20 protein-coding genes are annotated in these 19,424 nt (G+C 61.9%); 8 read left to right on the forward strand and 12 right to left on the reverse strand.

Annotated elements, in window-relative coordinates; translation table 11 throughout:
* Positions 1-19: 19 nt before the first annotated feature.
* From ftsX to ACQ3DC_RS01010, 10 genes are all read right to left on the reverse strand, one after another.
* Positions 20-934, reverse strand: a complete 915-nt coding sequence (ftsX, locus tag ACQ3DC_RS00965) for a permease-like cell division protein FtsX (RefSeq protein WP_157241791.1) — start codon at positions 932-934, stop codon at positions 20-22.
* The gene (gene ftsE / locus ACQ3DC_RS00970; RefSeq protein ID WP_157241790.1) at positions 931-1,710 is read right to left on the reverse strand and encodes a cell division ATP-binding protein FtsE; all 780 of its coding nucleotides are present in this window, start codon (positions 1,708-1,710) and stop codon (positions 931-933) included. The genes ftsX and ftsE overlap by 4 nt, the downstream gene beginning before the upstream one ends.
* A gap of 186 nt (positions 1,711-1,896) precedes the next feature.
* Complete coding sequence (gene prfB, locus ACQ3DC_RS00975) at positions 1,897-3,012, reverse strand: peptide chain release factor 2 (protein WP_430751333.1); 1,116 nt, start codon at positions 3,010-3,012, stop codon at positions 1,897-1,899.
* A gap of 87 nt (positions 3,013-3,099) precedes the next feature.
* Positions 3,100-3,513, reverse strand: a complete 414-nt coding sequence (locus ACQ3DC_RS00980; protein WP_321216267.1) for a pilus assembly protein TadG-related protein — start codon at positions 3,511-3,513, stop codon at positions 3,100-3,102.
* Positions 3,514-3,557: 44 nt separating this feature from the next.
* The gene (locus ACQ3DC_RS00985) at positions 3,558-4,079 is read right to left on the reverse strand and encodes a hypothetical protein (RefSeq protein WP_430751334.1); all 522 of its coding nucleotides are present in this window, start codon (positions 4,077-4,079) and stop codon (positions 3,558-3,560) included.
* Positions 4,060-4,485: a TadE family protein gene (locus ACQ3DC_RS00990; protein ID WP_409339684.1), complete on the reverse strand. Its 426-nt coding sequence runs from the start codon at positions 4,483-4,485 to the stop codon at positions 4,060-4,062. The genes ACQ3DC_RS00985 and ACQ3DC_RS00990 overlap by 20 nt, the downstream gene beginning before the upstream one ends.
* Positions 4,486-4,488: 3 nt before the next feature.
* On the reverse strand, positions 4,489-4,719 hold the full coding sequence (locus tag ACQ3DC_RS00995) for a hypothetical protein (protein WP_157241787.1): 231 nt from the start codon (positions 4,717-4,719) through the stop codon (positions 4,489-4,491).
* A 58-nt stretch (positions 4,720-4,777) separates the two neighbouring features.
* The gene (locus tag ACQ3DC_RS01000) at positions 4,778-5,719 is read right to left on the reverse strand and encodes a type II secretion system F family protein (protein ID WP_430751335.1); all 942 of its coding nucleotides are present in this window, start codon (positions 5,717-5,719) and stop codon (positions 4,778-4,780) included.
* Positions 5,716-6,573, reverse strand: coding sequence for a type II secretion system F family protein (locus ACQ3DC_RS01005; protein WP_430751336.1), 858 nt, complete (start codon positions 6,571-6,573; stop codon positions 5,716-5,718). Before ACQ3DC_RS01005 ends, ACQ3DC_RS01000 begins: the two co-directional genes overlap by 4 nt.
* On the reverse strand, positions 6,570-7,793 hold the full coding sequence (locus ACQ3DC_RS01010; protein WP_157241785.1) for a CpaF family protein: 1,224 nt from the start codon (positions 7,791-7,793) through the stop codon (positions 6,570-6,572). Before ACQ3DC_RS01010 ends, ACQ3DC_RS01005 begins: the two co-directional genes overlap by 4 nt.
* 288 nt (positions 7,794-8,081) lie before the next feature.
* On the opposite strand from ACQ3DC_RS01010, the gene ACQ3DC_RS01015 reads away from it, so the two are divergent.
* Positions 8,082-10,967, forward strand: a complete 2,886-nt coding sequence (locus ACQ3DC_RS01015) for a GH25 family lysozyme (protein WP_430751337.1) — start codon at positions 8,082-8,084, stop codon at positions 10,965-10,967.
* A 63-nt stretch (positions 10,968-11,030) separates the two neighbouring features.
* Here the strand turns inward: ACQ3DC_RS01015 and rfbA are convergent, their stop codons facing one another.
* Positions 11,031-11,900, reverse strand: a complete 870-nt coding sequence (gene rfbA, locus ACQ3DC_RS01020) for a glucose-1-phosphate thymidylyltransferase RfbA (protein WP_321213922.1) — start codon at positions 11,898-11,900, stop codon at positions 11,031-11,033.
* Between the two features lie 55 nt (positions 11,901-11,955).
* Between rfbA and rfbB the strand changes: the two genes are divergently transcribed.
* Genes rfbB through ACQ3DC_RS01040 form a run of 4 tightly spaced genes read left to right on the forward strand, consistent with a single transcriptional unit; the run spans position 11,956 to position 15,507 of the window.
* Complete coding sequence (gene rfbB, locus ACQ3DC_RS01025; RefSeq protein ID WP_430751338.1) at positions 11,956-12,954, forward strand: dTDP-glucose 4,6-dehydratase; 999 nt, start codon at positions 11,956-11,958, stop codon at positions 12,952-12,954.
* 4 nt (positions 12,955-12,958) lie between these two features.
* Positions 12,959-14,383 (forward strand): sugar nucleotide-binding protein, encoded by a 1,425-nt coding sequence (locus ACQ3DC_RS01030; RefSeq protein ID WP_430751339.1) that lies wholly within the window; start codon positions 12,959-12,961, stop codon positions 14,381-14,383.
* 35 nt (positions 14,384-14,418) lie between these two features.
* Entirely contained in the window at positions 14,419-15,111 is a 693-nt protein-coding gene (locus tag ACQ3DC_RS01035; protein WP_421092283.1) for a glycosyltransferase family 2 protein, read from the forward strand.
* 9 nt (positions 15,112-15,120) lie between these two features.
* On the forward strand, positions 15,121-15,507 hold the full coding sequence (locus tag ACQ3DC_RS01040; protein ID WP_157241779.1) for a DUF2304 domain-containing protein: 387 nt from the start codon (positions 15,121-15,123) through the stop codon (positions 15,505-15,507).
* A 73-nt stretch (positions 15,508-15,580) separates the two neighbouring features.
* Here ACQ3DC_RS01040 and ACQ3DC_RS01045 read toward each other — a convergent pair whose 3' ends face one another.
* Positions 15,581-16,462, reverse strand: a complete 882-nt coding sequence (locus ACQ3DC_RS01045; protein ID WP_157241778.1) for a glycosyltransferase family 2 protein — start codon at positions 16,460-16,462, stop codon at positions 15,581-15,583.
* Positions 16,463-16,626: 164 nt separating this feature from the next.
* Here ACQ3DC_RS01045 and ACQ3DC_RS01050 point away from each other — a divergent pair, with 164 nt between their 5' ends.
* The 3 genes from ACQ3DC_RS01050 to ACQ3DC_RS01060 are packed head-to-tail and all read left to right on the forward strand — an operon-like array spanning position 16,627 to position 19,424.
* Entirely contained in the window at positions 16,627-17,388 is a 762-nt protein-coding gene (locus ACQ3DC_RS01050) for a glycosyltransferase (RefSeq protein ID WP_430751340.1), read from the forward strand.
* Positions 17,388-18,323 (forward strand): glycosyltransferase, encoded by a 936-nt coding sequence (locus ACQ3DC_RS01055; RefSeq protein WP_430751341.1) that lies wholly within the window; start codon positions 17,388-17,390, stop codon positions 18,321-18,323. Before ACQ3DC_RS01050 ends, ACQ3DC_RS01055 begins: the two co-directional genes overlap by 1 nt.
* 57 nt (positions 18,324-18,380) lie before the next feature.
* On the forward strand, positions 18,381-19,424 hold the full coding sequence (locus ACQ3DC_RS01060; protein ID WP_321213926.1) for a hypothetical protein: 1,044 nt from the start codon (positions 18,381-18,383) through the stop codon (positions 19,422-19,424).

Consider the following 19,424-nt stretch of genomic DNA (forward strand, 5'->3'; position numbering starts at 1 on the left):
CCTAGTTCGGTTTGCATACCTAGACGCGAAGGTATCTGCGCAAGGTCAAGAGAGACGAAATTCCGGCCAAGGATCCGCCAAGGATTATCAATGCGGGCGCGAGGATCAGCGTCTGCCCGGCGGAGATGAAGGCTGTGTCCGGGTACTGCTGGGCCATGTAGTCGCCCAGGAAGAAGTGGGCCACGGCCCAGAGCGTGGCGGAGGCCAGCGCCGCGCCGATGACGGCGGCAATGACACCTTCCAGGATGAAGGGAAGCTGGATCACTGTCTTGGAGGCCCCCACCAGGCGCATGATGCCCGTTTCGCGGCGGCGGCTGAAAGCGGAGAGCCTGATGGTGGTGGCGATCAGCAGGATGGCGCACACAATCATCACGCCTGCGATGCTGACGGCCACCAGCGAGGCGCCGTTCATGACCGAGAACAGGCGCTCAAGGAGCTGGCGCTGATCGATCACCGTTTCCACTCCCGGCTGGGAAGAGAAGGTCTCGCTGATGATCTGGTACTTTTCCGGATCCTTCATGTTGATGCGGAAGGATGCCGGGAGCTGGTCCGGCGTGACCGAGTCAACGATGGGCGAATTCGAGAACTGGTCCTTGAAGTGCTTGTAGGCCTCTTCCTTGGACTCGAACTGGAAGTCGTTGATGTACTGCGCCACTGCGGGAGATTCCAGCAAGGCGTTGAGGCTCTCCTGCTGCTCGGGGGTGACTGGCCCGCTGGCGCAACCCGCCGCCGTCGACCCTTCACTGCACAGGAAGACGGCCACCTGGACTTTGTCGTACCAGTAGCCCTTCATCTGGTTGATCTGCATCTGCAGCATGCCGGCCGCGCCCACGAAGGTGAGCGAGACAAAGGTGACCAGGATGACCGAGACCACCATGGAGAGGTTGCGGCGGAGTCCGCTGCCGATCTCACCGAGGATAAACGCTAGCCTCATCGCTGTCCCTCGCCTTCGCCGGGCAGGCCCGCTTCGGGGTTTTCCCGGCCGCTGGCGTCCTTGAGCCTGCGCGACTGGCCGACAACGGGAATCATGGAGGTGTAGAGCGCCTTGGCTTCGTCACGGATGACGATGCCGTTCTTGAGCTCCACCACGCGCTTGCGCATCTCGTTGACGATGTCGTCATCGTGGGTGGCCATCACCACGGTGGTTCCGTTTTGGTTGATCTTGTCCAGGACACCCATGATGCCCATCGAGGTGGTGGGGTCAAGGTTTCCGGTGGGCTCGTCGGCGAGGAGGATCCCGGGCCTGTTGACCACTGCGCGGGCAATGGCCACGCGCTGCTGTTCACCGCCGGAGAGCTCGTGCGGCATGCGGTGCTCTTTGCCCTCGAGGCCAACAGTCTTCAGGACCTCGGGGACGGTGTCCCTGATGACGCTGCGGCTCTTGCCGATGACCTGCATCGCGAAAGCTACGTTGGCGAAGACGTTTTTCTGGGGCAGGAGCCGGAAGTCCTGGAAGACGACGCCGATTCCGCGGCGGAGCCTGGGCACGCGCCAGCTTGATATCTTGGCGACGTTCTGGCCGGCGACGTAGACGGCGCCGGATGTCGCCCGGTCTTCCTTGAGCACCAGCCGGAGGAAGGTGGACTTGCCGGAGCCGGATGCGCCCACCAGGAAGGCAAATTCGCCGCGGTCAATCTCAAGGTTGACGGAGTCCAGCGCAGGCCGGGCTTTCTGGTCGTAGACCTTGGTGACATTTTCGAATCGGATCATGGCCCTAAGTACCCTGCAGGGCATGGCTGATTCTGATGCAGCCCAGTTCTGCAGCCGGTGCGCGGGTTTTCGTTTGGGGGAAGTAGGGCCCCGGCCCCTCGACTATACGCAGGAGTCTTTGCGTATCACGCTGTTATCCGGGGGCGTGTCGGCGAATTCGCTCTTGGGCCTTGGCGGCCGCGTGGCCTATTTTTCAGCGTTGCGGTTGTCGGTGCGCCAGCGGATTCCGGCGTCGATGAAGTCGTCGATCTCCCCGTCGAACACGGCCGAGGTGTTGCCCACCTCGTGCTCGGTCCGCAGGTCCTTGACCATCTGGTACGGGTTCAGGACGTAGGACCGCATCTGGTCACCCCAGGATGCCTTGACGTCGCCGGCCAGTGCCTTCTTTTCAGCGTCTTCCTGCTCCTTCTTAAGGAGCAGGAGCCGGGACTGCAGCACGCGCATGGCGGCGGCGCGGTTCTGCAGCTGCGACTTTTCGTTCTGCATGGACACGACGGTGCCGGTGGGGATGTGCGTGAGGCGGACTGCGGAGTCCGTCGTGTTGACCGACTGTCCGCCAGGGCCGGATGAGCGGAAAACGTCAACCCGGATCTCGTTGTCCGGTATTTCGATGGAGTCTGTCTGTTCGATCAGCGGGATTACTTCGACGGCGGCGAAGGACGTCTGGCGCCGGCCCTGGTTGTCGAAGGGGCTGATGCGGACCAGCCGGTGCGTGCCGGCCTCGACGCTGAGCGTGCCGAAGGCGTAGGGTGCCTTGACTTCGAAGGTGGCCGACTTCAGCCCGGCTTCCTCCGCGTAGGAGGTGTCCATGATCGTGGTGGGGTAACCGTGGCGTTCCGCCCAGCGGAGGTACATGCGCATCAGCATCTCGGCGAAATCGGCAGCATCCACGCCGCCGGCACCTGCGCGGATGGAAACCACTGCCTCCCGTTCGTCATACTCACCGGAAAGCAGGGTGACCACTTCCAGTTCCTTCAGGGCCTTCTTGATGGACTCGAGTTCAGCCGCTGCCTCCCCCATGGAATCGGCGTCGTCCTCGTCCTGCCCCAGCTCCACCAGGACCTCGAGGTCATCGATCCGTGACACAAGGTTGTTGAGGCGTTCCAGTTCCGACTGTCGGTGGGAAAGGCGTGAGGTGATTTTCTGCGCCGCTGCGGGGTCGTCCCACAGGTCCGGCTCGCCCGCCCGCTCGCTCAATTCGGCGATGTCTTCCTTCAGTGCGTCTACGTCGGAGACCCGCTCAATGGACTCGTAGGTAGCGCGAAGGGCGCGGATTTCAGCAGAAAAATCAATATTGGCCATGGTTGTTTAAGCCTACGCTATCCGGGGCAGCGCACCGGCGTGCGCTAGTGGGCGCCCGGAGCGCATACATTCTGCGCGTCCGGGAAGTCAGCGCGTCAGCCGCGAGCGGGCCGTCGACGTTGCCTCGATCCTGATGCCGTCGGGCACCAGGAAGTTCACCAGCGGCGGATGGACTGCTGCGGTCAAGACAACGACGGCGGTGGCGCCGTCGGGACTGCCTGTTGCCCCCGTGACCGCCAGGCCGTCGAAACGCTGCGATGCGGGGCTCCTTGCCAGGAAGTCGGCTGCGACGCTCCGGACCCGGGCGGGGTTGAGGGTGGCCGACGGGCTGCCGCCTTGCCCTTCCACCTCGCCCAGGGTGTAGCTGTCAGCGGCGGCCAGGGAGGCGCCGTCGGCCAGCGACAGCAGCCGCTTGTGCTCCAGGTAGACGGACGAAATGCCAACCACCACCGTTGCCACCAGCAACGCCAAGGTTACGTAGCCGAGGATCATCACCATCATCTGGCCGTCCTCGCCTCGTGTCCTGCCGGTCACGGTCCTGCTGGTCACCGGAACCGGCCCACCAGTTGAGTCGAGGATGCCTGTACCTCGCTCGCCGCCAGCCGGAAACCATCGTTAAAGGGCACGAACGGCAGGGGCACGGCCAGGGTCACTGTAACGGTGACTGCGGTGCCTGCGGCCTGGCAGTCTGCCGGATTGCAGGATGTGGCAACGCTCGCCTCCTCAGGCTGGTGCCCAAAGTCGGCAAGGGCGACGGCGACAGCCTGTTCTGCTGCAGCCTGGGCGGTTGTTCCGTCAGGCTGGGCCACATAAACCTTCGCGGCTTGGTCGGCTGCTCCCACCACGGCAAAGGAGCCGCCCTGGATCTGCCCCACGGTGATGACGAAGTAGACCAGCGGCACCATCAGCAGAAGGGCCAGGAACGTGAATTCGACCACCGCGCTCCCCTGTTCGTGCTTGCGGGCAGGTTCCTGCGGCGCATCGCTTTGCCGCGGTATCCGGCAAAGGGCTTCGCCCAGGCCGGCCCTGAGCGGGGACCACAGGCATTTATGGCTGGACCGCCGCATGCCCCTTCACCTCCAGCATCTCCCGGGGACCGATGAGACCGATCACGGGCATTGGAGCCCGGACTGTCACTTCGAGGGTGCGAAGCCCCTGGACGGTCACTTCGCTGGTGCTGACGTGTTCGGCGAATCCGGAAGTCAGGGCTACGCCAATCAGCCGGCGGGTCCGTTCCTCTGCGTCCGCCGCTCCCCGGTCCGCCAGGGTTCCGTAGCGTGCCCCTGACGCCGCCGCATCGATCAAGGTATTCCGAACGTGCAGGATCAAGGTCAGCTGGATAATCGCCAGGAAGAACATGGTGAGGAGCCCTCCCACCAAGACAAAATCCACCACTGCCGAGCCCTGCTCCCGCGCCCCGGGCAACCCGCATTTGTTGCTGGCCTGGCCGGCGCGACGGGAGGACTGCGTCATCGGCTAGCTTCCGACCGTTTCCATCGCCTGGTTGAACATTGCTTCGAGCGCCGGTCCGGCAAGTGCCAGGAGCGCGGCCACCAGGACTGCTGACATCAAGGTGATCATGACCCATCCGGGGACGTCTCCCCTCTCATGGTCCTCAGCGTGGCGCCCTCCTGAGCAAAGTCCGGTGCCCAGCAGGGCACCCAACACCAGGAGCAGGGATGCCCAGCGGTTACCCATGGTTTTCATTTCTCGTCCTCTTCCTGATTTGATTCTTCGAGCTTCTTGCGTTCCGTGTCTTGTCTTCCTAGAAGCCCAGGTTGATGGCTGCAAGCCCGGGATAAACGGCGAAGACCACAGTCAGGGGGAGCACGCCGAATACAAGCGGCACCATCATCGCGATCTCCTTCTTGCCCGCAGCTTCCATGAGGTCCCGTTTGGCTGTGTCCCGCACGTCCTGGGCCTGGGCACGAAGGACATCCGCGAGCGGTGTGCCTCGCTCAACTGCGACGATGATGCCGTCAACAAACCTGACCAGTGGCGCCAGATCTGTCCTGCCCGAGAATTCCTGCAGTGCCGTCACCAACGGTTTGCCGGCCCGGGTCTCGGCAAGAATGTTCGAGAACTCTTGGGACAGTTCGCCCCTGGCACTGCGGCAGACCCTCTCAAGCGCTCCGGTTGCGCTCTCCCCTGCGCTGACGGCGAGCGCCATCAGTTCGGCGAGACTCGGGAACTCCGCCATCATTCGTGCTTCCCGCCGACGGACCTGCGCGCCCAGCCAATAGTCACGCAGCATGAAGCCGCCCACGGCGCTGCCCAGGACTGCCACGGCCGCAAACAATGGGCTGAACCTCCCGGCTGCTGCTCCTATGAGGATTAAGCCAAGGGAAACCACGAAGCCTGCAGCAGCCCACAGGAGCTGCTCCGCACGGAAGTCGATGGAAGATTTGTTGATGCCTGCCTGTGCCAAGCGTCGGGCGGTGGCTCCCGGCGAGGGGTTCAGCCGTCCCAGCGCCGCCATGCCGTCACGGAAAACCGGGCGAAGTATCCTTTCGAGCGGTCCGAAGGGCGTCAGGTTCTGCTCCGCGGAGTTCAGGAGCCGTGATTCGAGGTTCTGGGACCTCAGCTGCGGCTCGATGCGTTCTGTCAGTGTGGTGGCACGCATGAGCGGGGATCTAAACACGACGAGCCATAGGCCGACGCCCAGTACAGCCCCACATACAACTGCCGCCGGCGAAATCCCGATCACCTCAACACCCGCTCATCCTGCGGAAGAGCGCCAATCCTTAGCATGATGGAGTAGCAGACCAGCGAAACCACCAGTCCCCCGAGCAGGACTGCCGCGCCTACAGCCGTGTTGTAAGCCTGCACCGCTTCCGGCCGCGTTGCCAGCAGGATCATGACGATCCACGGGGCAGCGACAGCAAGGCGCGCCGCATTGACGGTCCAGGACTGCCTCGCTTCAAGTTCGCTGCGGGTGCGAGCACTTTCGCGGAGGAATTCGGCCAGCGTACCGAGCAGCTTGCCCAGATCGGAGCCCCCGACCTCGCGGGTGAGGCGCAGGGCCTCGACAATGCGGTCAGCGACAGGGTCGGCGAGCCGGTGTTTGAGCTTGTTCAGCGACGCATCGAACTGGCCTCCCGCGCGATAGTCGGCGGCGAATTCCCGAAAGACGTGCCGCAACTCTTCGGGGCCTTTGTCCCCCAGCTGAATCAGTGCCTCGGGCAGCGGCAAACCGGCGCGTATCGCGGAGCGGAGGTGATCGACGACGTCGGGCCACAAGTGTCGCAACAGGGCGCTTCTCTTTTTCGCCCTCCAGCGCAGGACACTGACGGGGAGCCATGCCGCGAACAGCGCGAAGCAGCCAGCGATTGGCCAGGAGCGGCTAATGGCGTAGAACACCAGGGCCACGAAGAGCCCCAGGCCCAAGCACGTACCCAACAATCCGCCCGGAGATACTCTGTCCACGCCCGCGGAGGCGAGAAGATCGGCCAGGCGGCTGGCCTTCCGCTCCCGCGGACCGTGTGCCGGAGACTCCCAGCAGGACCACCAGATCAGGAAGAGGCCCGTCCCTGCCGTCACCCCCAGCAATGCTGACGTCATCGCGGATCCAGCAACGCCGCGACGTCGTAGCCTGCCCGGTTGAACTTTTCAGCGGCAGGCATCGAGTTGGCCCTGGCCTGCAGGGTGCCATCCATCATGGTGAACACCGGGGAGGACTCGATGATGCCGTTTTCGACGCGGCGGCCCAAGGAGAGGATCTCGGTGACCTCCCTGCGTCCGTTGGCGTGCCTGCTGCAGTGCACCACCAGGTCGATGCAGGATGCGACGGTGGGGACAACAAAGGCGCTTGAGATGTTTTCTCCCGCGAGCAGGGGCAGGGTGCAGATCTTCGTGACGGCGTCGTGTGCTGAATTTGCATGGACGGTGCACATGCCTGGAAGGCCACTGTTTAAGGCGATCAGCATGTCCAGGCTCTCCGCCTCACGGACCTCGCCCACCACCAGCCGGTCGGGCCGCATGCGAAGGGCTTCCTTGACCAACCGGCGAAGCGGGATCTCGCCTTCACCCTCCAGGTTCGGCTGCCGGCATTGGAGGCCGACGACGTCGCGCAGGGGAAACTGCAGTTCGAAGATCTCCTCAACGGTGATCACACGTTCCCGGCTGCCGATGCTCGCTGCCAGGCAGTTCAGCATCGTGGTCTTGCCGGCCTGGGTTGCACCGGAAACCAGGATGTTGAGGCCGCTTGATACGGCTGCACCCAGGAAACGGGCTGACTGCGGCGTGAGCGTGCCGAGCTCGACGAGATGTTCAAGGCGGCTGGCCTTCACCACGAACTTCCTGATGTTCACTGCCCAGTGCTTGCGGGTCACATCGGGAATGACGACGTGGAGCCTGGAGCCATCGGGAAGTGCTGCGTCCACAAAGGGAGACGACATATCCAGGCGGCGCCCTGAGCTCTTGAGCATCCTCTCCACCAGGTCCCGGACCTGCTGCTCGGTGAGGCTCAGGGAGGTAAGTTCCGATTCGCCGTTGCGGGCCACAAAAATTTCATTGGGCGCGTTGAGCCAGATCTCCTCAATTGAGGGATCGTCCAGCAGGGGCTGCAGCACGCCGAAGCCGGCAACAGCATCGAAGAGGAACCGGCGCGCTGCATCGAGTGGACCTATGGGAGGAAGAGGTCCCATGAGCGCTCGCTCGTCGTAGTCCGTAACCGCTGCCTCAACAAGCCGGCGCACCTCACCAGCCTGGTGCAGCGGATCCAGCCCTCGACGACGGATCAGCTCACGGACCTCGTCCTCGACAATTCCAAGCGCGTCCATACGTTCCCCAATACAACTGCCGCCCCCGGCGGAGGCAGTGCAACTGGGATAAAGACTAGGGACCATACAACATGCTGCCAAGTCATAAGGATTGTCTGTGGATAAGCGCAAGATAGCCACAGGATCAACACATGCACCATCAGCACCACTGTTTCCACCAGCAACACGGTGCTATGGTGAGCGCGTTAAGTGTCAAAAACCCCTGTCCGTCCGGTTCCTGGGGGAACCAGCCGGAACAGCAACCCAGATGAGGGCTCGTGGGAGCGCCTCATTGTCTCCGGAGCCAATATGAAACGGAACCTGTCTCAGTCCCGTCGCCCCGTCAGGAAGTCCCTTGGGATCGTTCTGCTGGCCGCTTCCCTGGTGGCCGGCCCAGGCCTGGCGGGTATTGCCTCCGCCGTTGAGCCTGCCCCGACGCCGACAACTTCCTCGCCGACGAGTGATCCGTCGCAAACTGTTTCACCTTCTCCGTCGGTCTCTACGCCGCCCCCTTCTCCCGAAGAAACAGCACCGGCGGCAGCGCCGGCAGCCCCGCCCACTGCAGAGGCTACCCAGTCCATGGCGGAAGCAGTCGGCGTCGGCGGAGCTGAGATGGGGCAGCGGTCCGCCCGCGTCACGGCCTCGGCTCCCTCGGACTCGTTCAAGCGGCTGAGCACGGAGTCACTGTCCACGGAAGGCACCTGGATGCCCACTTTTGGCATCCAGGGACTGGACGTGAGCGGCCACCAACCGAGCGTGGACTGGCAGCAGCAGTGGAATATGGGCGCTCGTTTTGCTTACGTAAAGGCCACTGAAGGCAATTACTACACGAACCCCTCCTACGGCCCCCAGTACCAGGGGTCCCGCAACGTTGGAATGATTCGGGGCGCCTATCACTTCGCCATACCCAACTGGTCTTCCGGAGCGGACCAGGCGCGCTACTTCGTGCAAAACGGCGGGGGCTGGTCCGCCGACGGGTACACCATGCCGCCCGTCCTGGACTTCGAATTCAACCCGTACGAGGGACGCACCATCAACGGGTTCTACTTCGGCAATACCTGCTACAACATGGCCCCAGCCCAGCTGCAATCCTGGGTTCGGGATTTTGGCAACACCATGCAGGCGCTGACCGGCAGGCTCCCGGTTATCTACACCAATACAAGCTGGTGGAACCAGTGCCTGGGAAATCCGGCCGGTTTTGGTGACTATCCCCTGTGGGTTGCGGCGTACCCAGGCTCTCCCACGAACAACGCCGGCCCGGTACCCACCGCCAGCTGGGGTACTTACAGCATGTGGCAGTACAGCAGCACCGGCCCCTTCGCCGGCGACTCCAATGTCTGGAACGGGGATTACGCGGGCTTGAAGGCATTTGCCTCAAGCGGCATCCCTCCTGCCGCGACCAGGGCCATTGATGCGCTCCGGTCATCCATGCCGTCGCTCGGAGCACAGACTTCTGACACGATCTGCGGGCTTAGGGATGGAGGCTGTTTTAGGGGCTACCAATCGGGAATCGTTATGTGGTCCTCCTTGTCAGGTGCCCAGCCGAGCATGATCGGGCCAATCCGCGATTCCTGGGCAAGGACTGGATTCGAGAACGGCCAGATGGGATATCCGGTCTCGGCTGTCATTTGCGGGATCAAGAACGGCGGCTGCTTCCAGAACTATCAAGGTGGATCAATCATGTGGTCGCCGGCGTCGCCGGCATCGCAGGTACCTTTCGGAGCGATCCGAGACTATTGGGCAGCCCAGGGGTACGAAAATGGCGCTCTGGGCTACCCCACAAGCGATCAGACATGTGGGCTCAAGAACGGCGGCTGCTTCCAGCTCTTCCAGGCTGGTTCTGTCCTCTGGAGCCCTGCCACAGGTGCCCGCCTGGTGAAGACAGGACCGCTCCTCGATGCCTGGTCCCGGGCGGGATTTGAGAACGGCCTGCTCGGCTACCCGAAATCGGAGGCCACCTGCAGCAGCTCAGCCTGCACCCAGGACTTCAGCGGTGGCGTTATTGCCTGGACGCCAACCTCAGGCGCCTGGCCTGTCTTCATGGGAATGGGCGAGACCTGGAAAGCGGCCAGGACGAACGGGGAACCCATCGGGTTCCCCGTGGCAGGGGAAGTCTGTGGCCTGCGGGAAGGCGGCTGCTATCAACTGTTCCAGGGCGGGACACTTATGTTCTCCCCGGCCCGCGGTGCCTTTACCCTTACCGGCCGCTTGCTGGATTACTGGCAGAAGTCCGGCTTTGAGAACGGCCGGCTGGGCTACCCGGCCGGCGCCGCGAGCTGCGGCGGAGTGCAGATCGAGTGCCGGCAGGCGTTTGAAAAGGGCGTTGTGGGCTACTCAGCCAGCACGCCCCCGGAAACGGTTCCTGCCGGTCCCCTGGCGGCAGGCTGGGAGCGTCTGGGGTGGGGCGCAGGAACCCTCGGCTACCCCGCATCTCCGCAGTATTGCGGGCTCAAGGACGGCGGCTGCTTCCAGATGTTTACCAAGGGCGCGCTTATGTACTCGCCGCTTACAGGGGCCCAGCCCAGCATTTGGGGACCGATCCGGGATCTGTGGCAGAAAACCGGCTTCGAGAACGGGGTACTGGGCTACCCTGCCTCCGACGTCATCTGCGGCCTCGTTGACGGCGGCTGCTTCCAGAACTACTCCACCGGGACCGTCATGTGGTCTCCTGCAACCGGAGCGAACGCCGTGATGTTCGGCCCCGTCCGGGATGCTTGGGTGGGCTCCGGATTTGAAGGCGGGAAGCTGGGTTACCCTGTCAGTGCACTGGTTTGCGGGCTCAAGAACAGCGGCTGCTTCCAGAACTTCGCCAGGGGAACGGTCATGTACTCGCCCACAACCGGGGCACATGCGATGACTTCAACGCCGATCAGGGAGCGGTGGGCGGCAACAGGCTACGAGTCAGGGTCATTGGGCTACCCCACAAGTGCCACAATCTGCGGCCTGAGGAACGGCGGCTGCTTCCAGAACTTCGAGAAGGGCACGGTGATGTGGTCCTCGGGAAGCGGCGCCCACCTTATGGTGCCGGGCCCGATCCAGCAGAGCTGGGCCAGCCAGGGCTTCGAAAACGGAACACTCGCCTACCCCACCAGCAGCCAGACGTGCACAGTCGACAGGACATCCTGCAGCCAGACGTTCCAGGGAGGAAGCATCAGCTGGACCGCCTCCGGTGGAGCGACAATCCGGCTGAACTAGCCAGGCGATAACGAAGAGCGGGACCCGGATCTCCGGGTCCCGCTCTTCGTTATGGACTATGTTCTAGTGGCCGTGCTCCAGCAGATCGATTAGATAAGATCCGTAGCCGCTCTTTACCAGAGGCTCGGCCCGCTCCCGCAGTTCGTCATCGGTAAGGAAGCCCAGCCGCCAGGCGATTTCCTCCGGTGCACCGATCTTCAGTCCTTGGCGATTTTCGGTTGTCCGGACGAAGTTCGAGGCATCGTTAAGATCGTTGAAAGTGCCTGTGTCCAGCCAAGCCGTCCCCCGCGGCAGGATCTCAACCTGCAGCTTTCCCCTCTCCAGGTACGTACGGTTGACGTCGGTGATCTCCAGTTCACCCCTGGCCGAGGGCTTGAGGTTCCTCGCGATCTCCACAACGTCATTGTCATAGAAATAAAGTCCGGGGACGGCGTAATGGCTCTTGGGTTTTGCCGGCTTTTCCTCCAGCGAGATGGCCTTGCCCTCGGAGTCGAACTCCACCACGCCGTAGGCCTTGGGGTCCGCCACCCAGTAGCCAAACACCGCCCCGCCATCGATGTTCTCGAAACGACGCAACTGTGTGCCCATTCCGTGGCCATAGAAGATGTTGTCGCCGAGGACCAGGGCCACGCTGTCATCACCGATGTGCTCTGCACCGAGCACGAATGCCTGGGCAAGGCCGTCCGGCGAAGGCTGCTGCTTGTAAGTGATGGACACTCCGAAACGGGACCCGTCCCCCAGCAGGCGTTCGAATTGCTCTGCGTCATGCGGAGTGGTGATAATCAGGATGTCCCGTATCCCGGCAAGAATGAGGGTGGAGAGCGGGTAGTAGATCATGGGCTTGTCGTAGACCGGGACCAACTGCTTGCTGACTCCCAGGGTTATGGGGTGAAGCCTTGAGCCGGTACCGCCGGCAAGTATTATTCCGCGCATGCTCCCATCTTTCCCTTCGCTAAGTGCGGCGGCAAATCCGGTACCCTTGGGAATTATGCAGCGACTTCTTGTTACCGGCGGCGCCGGCTTCATTGGCTCAAACTTTGTCCACTACGTTCTGGAGAATACGGACTCCCACGTCACTGTTCTGGACAAGCTGACCTACGCCGGCAACCTGGCATCGCTGCGGGGCCTCCCCGAGGATCGTTTTGAGTTTGTCCACGGTGACATCGGCGACGCGGCCCTGGTGAACCGCCTTGTCGCGGACACCGACGTCGTGGTCCACTATGCTGCCGAGTCGCACAACGACAACTCCCTGCACGATCCCCGCCCCTTCCTGGACACCAACATCATCGGCACCTACACGCTCATTGAAGCTGCCAGGCAGCACCACAAGCGGTTCCACCACATCTCCACGGATGAGGTGTACGGTGACCTGGAACTCGATGACCCGGAGCGGTTTACCGAACAGACACCCTACAATCCCTCCAGCCCGTACTCATCCACCAAGGCAGGCTCAGACCTGCTGGTCCGTGCATGGGTCCGGTCCTTCGGGCTCCAGGCAACCATCAGCAACTGCTCCAACAACTACGGGCCGTACCAGCACGTGGAGAAGTTCATTCCCCGCCAGATCACGAACGTCATCGACGGGATCCGCCCCAAGCTTTACGGCAAGGGCGAAAACGTCCGTGACTGGATCCACGCCAACGACCATTCCTCCGCGGTCCTGGCCATTATCGCCAAGGGCAGGATCGGCGAGACCTACCTGATCGGCGCGGACGGGGAGAAGAACAACAAGGACGTCGTCGAACTGATTCTCAAGCACATGGGCCAGGCGGCGGACGCCTACGACCACGTTGTGGACCGTCCTGGCCATGACCTGCGCTACGCCATCGACTCCACCAAGCTCCGCGAGGAGCTGGGCTGGGAACCGGAGTTCTCCAACTTCGACGAAGGCATCGAAGCCACCATCGCCTGGTACCGGGACAACGAGGACTGGTGGCGCCCCCAGAAGGCCCAGACCGAAGCGAAGTACAAGGAACAGGGCCAGTAAACGAATGCCGATCGAATTTTCCAAAAAGCTCGCCGCACACGAAACGCCCATTCCCGGCGTCGTGCTCTATGACCTCCCGGTCCACGGTGACAACAGAGGTTGGTTCAAGGAAAACTGGCAGCGGGAGAAGATGCTGGAAATCGGACTGCCGGATTTCCGGCCGGTCCAAAACAACATCTCCTTCAACGAAAAGGCCGGGACCACCCGCGGCATCCACGCAGAACCGTGGGACAAGTTCATCTCGGTCGCAACGGGCCGGATCTTCGGTGCCTGGGTTGACCTCCGCGAAGGCCCCACTTTTGGTGCAGTCTTCACGGCGGAAATTGACCCGAGCCAGGCCATTTTCATTCCCCGCGGCGTAGGCAATGCCTTCCAAACCCTTGAGGACAACACTGCATACTCCTACCTCGTAAACGACCACTGGTCCGCTGACGCGCAGGGGCAGTACACCTTCCTGAACCTCGCGGATGAAACAGCTGCCATCGGCTGGCCGATTCCGCTGGAACAGGCGGAGCTTTCCGACAAGGACAGGGCGCATCCAGTGATGGCTGACGTCACCCCGATGCCAGCCAGGAAGATCCTCGTAATCGGTGCAGACGGGCAGTTGGGCAAGGCGCTGCGGAAGCTGTACGACGGCGACCCATCCGTCGAGTTCGCGTCCAGGGCCGAGTTCGACCTCACCACCGCGGAATCCTTCAGCAGCCGCAACTGGAAGAACTACACGGCGATCATCAACGCGTCCGCCTACACGGCTGTCGATGCTGCGGAAACTACTGAAGGACGTGCGGCCGCCTGGAACGTAAATGTCACGGCCGTCGCGCAATTGGCCAGGACCGCCGTCGAGCACAACCTCACACTGGTGCATGTCTCGTCGGACTACGTTTTTGACGGCTCCCGCCGCGTTCACGACGAGAACGAGCCCTTCGCCCCGCTCGGCGTTTACGGCCAGACCAAGGCCGCCGGCGACGCCATCGTGAGCGTTGTTCCCCGCCACTACATCGTGCGGACGAGCTGGGTCATCGGAGCCGGCAACAACTTTGTCCGGACCATGGCTTCCCTGGCGGAACGCGGCGTAGCACCATCAGTGGTCAACGACCAGATCGGCCGGCTGAGCTTTACCCAGGACATCGCCGCCGGCATCAAGCACCTGTTGGAGCACGAAGCTGAATATGGCGTCTATAACCTCAGCAATGAGGGTGAGCCGCAGTCATGGGCCGACATTGCCGCCGACGTCTACGAGCTGTCGGGCAGCCCAAGGGAAGCGGTGAGCGGAGTTACCACCGAAGAATACTTCAGCGGTAAAACCGCCGCGCCCCGCCCCCTCGCAAGCACGTTGGACTTGACGAAGATCAAAGCGACGGGCTTTGAGCCGGCCTCCTCCAGCAACCGGTTGGCCGAATACTTGAAGAATGAGTTGATCAACCCGTGACACTAAGCAACCGCAGGCCCGAAACACTGGTCATCATGCCTGCCTGGAATGAGTCCGAATCCATTGGCAACACCATTCGGGAAGTGTACGAGTTTGGGCCTCTGTGCGATGTATTGGTCGTCGACGACGGATCCCGCGATAACACTGCCCAGGTGGCACGTGATGCCGGCGCCATGGTCCTCCAGCTTCCTTTCAATATGGGAGTCGGCGGCGCAATGCGTACCGGATTCAAATATGCGAAGAACCATGGCTACAGCCAAGTGATCCAAGTCGATGCTGACGGCCAGCACGATCCGCGGGATATCAAAACGGTGCTGGACGGCCTTCAGGATGCCGACATTGCCATCGGCGCCAGGTTCGCCGACAAGGGCAATTACACGGTGCGTGGACCCAGGAAATGGGCCATGAAAGTACTGGCATGGACGGTTTCCCGTGTTGCCGGCACCACTTTGACCGACGTCACCTCAGGGTTTCGGGCCGCAAATACAAAAGCCATCCGCCAGTACGTGGATCACTATCCTGCGGAATACCTCGGCGACACCATCGACTCCCTTGTTGTCGCGATCCGTTCCGGCTGCACGGTTAAACAGGTTGGGGTTTCAATGCGCGCCCGCCAGGGCGGAACGCCAAGCCATGACCCCCTCAAAGCCGCCATTTATCTCGGACGCTCAGGAATGGCTTTGCTGTTCGCACTGACGCGAAAGAAAACCGAGCCGTCCACCAACTAGGAATTCAACATGTCACTCCTTATGGGTTCCATCGTCGTCGTGGCGATCCTGTTCTTTGTGTTCGAAATGCTCCGCCGCCAGAAACTGCGTGAAAAGTACGCTGTGCTGTGGATCGTGATCGGTATCGGCACCCTCCTGCTCTCGGCCTTCCCCTCCGTATTGGAGAAAGCCAGTGGACTCCTCGGAATCCAGGTACCGGCAAACCTCCTCTTCATCATGACGCTGGTCCTCCTGGTGGGAGTGTGCCTGCACCTCTCGAGGGAGCAGTCTCAGGCTGAAGACGAGGTGCGGATCCTTTGCGAGGAAGTAGCCCTTCTCAGGGCGGACCTGGCCGATGTTCGACACCGCCTGAAAGCGGTCTCCACGTCTGGGGAGGAACCCGAAAACGGCCAATAGGAGAGCCCGGCCGCGGATGTGAGGGAAACAACAAAAAAGGACGCCCGAGGCGTCCTTTTTTGTTCGCTGCTCCCTATCTGACGACGTGCTTCGCCAGCCGGGGCAGTGAATCGAACTTGCCTTTCCCGACTGATTTAAAGATTAGCGACACAGCGTTGAGCCGGGAGGTGGTGTGGAAACTCGCAGCGCGCGCGGCACCTTTCCAGCCAAGACGGCTGAACCGCTCAGCCTGCTGCTGAAAGAAGCGCCGCTCCTCATCAAAACGCCTGCCGTCCAGTGCACGCACCGACGAGTCGGACGCCTGGTGCCTGCGGTACAGGAAGGCCAGCACGGGATCAACAATCATCGAACCGTGCTCTGCGGCGATATCGAGCAAGAGGGCGAGGTCTTGGACAACGTCGAGACCTTCGGTGAACCCGATACGCTTGACCGTCTCTGAACGCCATGCCAGGGACGGGAAGTACGCCCAGTCGGCACGCACCAGGCTTGTCGCCATGGCCTCACCCTTAAGTTCGATGCGCTCACTGGTCTTGGGTGCATAGACCTTCTTCACAGCATCCACGAGCGGCGTGCACGCGATGCCCTGCTCATCAATTACCTGCACCCCCGGCTGGACAACGTCTGCCTTTGGGTACTCTTCGAAGGCGCTCACCACAACGTCGAGATAGTTGGGGAGCATGATGTCGTCGGCGCCCATAATGACGACGTAAGGGGCTTCTACGAGGGTCAGCGCCTTGCGGTAGTTGCCGTTTGCGCCCAGGTTCTGGTCGTTCTTGAGGTAGGTAACCCGAGGATCCGTGATGGTCGAAAACCATCGTTCGGGTTCAGGATCCGGGTACCCATCGTCGATGACAACAAGCCGCCAGTCCTGGTTCTCCTGATTCATTACGCTGCGGGCTGCAAGCTTCATCTGATGGACATCGCCGTAGTACGGCAACATTACGTCAACGGTCATGGACCTGAGGTTCCTTCCGTGGTTTCCGCGCGAAGAGCTCGGCGGCTGCGTCCCCTCGATTATAGTTGACTGGCATGCGTCCATTCGGGCAGGCACAGCTTGCTAGACTGCTTGGGACCTGCCCGCCCCGCTGGCACCGCCCGGAGGCCTGAGGAGAAAAACTGATGGAGCCCGAAACCGCCCCCAAGCCGCGCGTGAGCGTGTGCATGGCGGCGTACAATGGCGCGCGCCATATAGAGGAACAAATCGACTCAATCCTGAGCGAAATTGGCCCGCACGATGAGCTGGTAGTGGTCAACGATTGCTCCACCGACGAGACATCCCAGCTAGTGGCCGGCATCAATGATCCGCGGATCCGGCTCATCCAGGCCGAGCGCAACAACGGTTACGTCCGCACTTTCGAACGGGCCCTTGGTGAGGCGCGCGGAGAATTCGTATTCCTTTCCGACCAGGATGACGTGTGGCTCCCTGGCAGGGTGGAACGCATGATCTCCGCCATGGACGGCAAAAACATGGTTGTCAGCAATTGCCGGCACTTTGACGGTCCGCTGGGCTCGTTCCACGAAATTCGGCTGCGCTCCAAGGACTCGACACACAACCTCCGAAACATCCTCGGCATTGTCGTGGGCTACCGGTTGCACTGGGGCTGTGCCATGGCGCTCCGGCAGGAAATCCTCCAGCAGGTATTGCCTTTCCCCTCGTACATGACTGAATCACATGACCAGTGGGTGGCAACCGTGGGCAATGTCAACCGCTCCATTATCTACATGGAAGAAGACACCATCCTTCACCGACTGCACGGCGGGAACCTGACCCCTCACGGCATCCGCTCCGCCTCAAAGATAGTCCGGGCACGTATCGCGTTCCTCCGCAACGTTGTCGAGGCTGTACGACGACGCTTTCGCCACGCCAGGACGGCGCAGTAATGGCGCCTGCAGACTTTGAAGCCAAAGAACCGCACCAGGACGTGTGCGGGGTCGTTTCCGCATACAACCCAGGTCCGGAAAACGTCTCCAACGTCAAATGGCTGCTGCGCTTCGTCTCCCACGTTGTGGTCGTCGACGACGGCTCGCCGGGCGACGTTTCACAGGCGCTGGCGGAGATGGAGGACGCCGGCGCAATCGTGGTACGGCTGAGCACTAACTCCGGCATAGCACGGGCACTGAATGTTGGAATCAAGGAAGCAGTGGAGCGGTGGGGTCCGGAGTGGATCGTCACCATGGACCAGGACTCCCGCTTTACCGGCGATTACATCACGTCCGCACTCGAAACCGCGGCTTCCTCCCGCGAGCCTCGAAGCGTGGGCATGGTGTGCGCGGAGTCACATAACCATATTCCACTGCCCACCTGGGGCGATCGGCAGGAAGCCCAGATCTTCGACCCCATGACCAGCGGCAGCTTGGTACGGACAAGCGTCTTCAATGTCGTTGGGTTCTTTGACGAGGGCTTTTTCATCGACTGCGTGGACTCTGAATTCAATGCCCGCCTACGCGAGCATGGACTCCGTGCCCTCGCGGGACGGGGATGCAACCTGGAGCACAGCCTTGGCAGTGCGCGCCCCATGAAAATTCTGGGATGGCATGCCCGCGTCGGCTCAAAGAAGCTGTTCGTCTACTACCACGCGCCGTTCCGTGTTTACTACATCACCCGCAATTCACTCATCCTTGCCCGCCGGTATGCGATGAAACAGCCAACGTGGGTGCTTCGCAGGATTTACATGGAAATCCAAAGCAACGTTGTCCGCTTTGGATTTGGCCCCAATAGGCGGAAGCATTTCGTCGCGGCCGTGGCAGGTGTCCGCGATGCGCTCCGTCAGAAGATGGGCAAGATAGACGACGCCCTCGCCGCCCGCCTGCGCTAAGGAAGAATCCCAGTACTCAGGGCAACCCCCTGGCCCGGCCGAGATCGAAAGACACCCATGACCACCAACTCAGGAACCATCTTCGTCCTCTACCACAAGGGACTCAGGACCGGGGGGCCGGAAGCCCTCCACCAGCTCGTCGACATGCTGCGCGAGCTTGGCCAGGATGCCTTTCTCGTCCCGCATCCCCACACGGCCCGGAACCCGCGGGTGGAACAGTACAACATCTATGACGCACCGGAAGCCCCTGAAATCGTGGATGCGCCCGGGAACACGGTGGTTTTCCCGGAAACCTATGTTTTTGAGATGTCGAAAGTGAAGCACGCCCGGCGGATGTGCTGGTGGCTCAGCATCGACAATTCCCTGACGTTCATGGCCGAACGGATGTGGCACCGCAACCAGGCCGGCCTTTTGAAGAAGGCACGCGAAGCCGCCTTTCCCTATGCCCGGATGTGGAAGAACCGCGTTAATCCGGAGTCCCTTCGGAAGGACCGTGACGTTGTCCATTTGGTGCAGTCGTCCTATGCCTGGGCCTTTATCGCCACGCGCCTGGACGTCGTACCCTCACTCATCTCCGATTACACACCAACGGACGAGTTCCAGGGGACCACAGCCCTTCAGCGCAACCGCAACATGGTCACGTACAACCCCGCCAAGGGTGGGCACATCATCGAAGCCGTCAAGGCCCAATGCCCTCCTTCCTTGGAATGGCGTCCCATCGTAGGAATGACCCGGGCGGAAGTCGTCGAAACCCTCCAGGGCTGCGGCGTATACCTGGACCTGGGTCATCACCCTGGCAAGGACCGCATGCCCCGCGAAGCCACGTTGTCCGGCGCGCTCACCGTCGTTGCCCGCCGGGGCTCAGGTGCTTTCTATGCCGACGTCCCCATCCCCTGGGAGCACAAGATCACCCCCGGCGACGAAGAGGTGGCAACAGCCGTGGGGATGCTGCCTCGGCTCATCGAAAACTTCGATGTTGAAGTGGCAAAACAGGACACCTACCGGGCAACCATCCTGAATGAACGTTCCCGGTTCAAGCGGGAGGTTGAAGACGTGTTCGTGAACGGCCGGCTTGGCAAGGACGCGTATGACTACCTGTAG

Origin of the sequence: Paenarthrobacter sp. NEAU-H11, from assembly GCF_050573415.1 — a bacterium.
GTDB lineage: Bacteria > Actinomycetota > Actinomycetes > Actinomycetales > Micrococcaceae > Arthrobacter.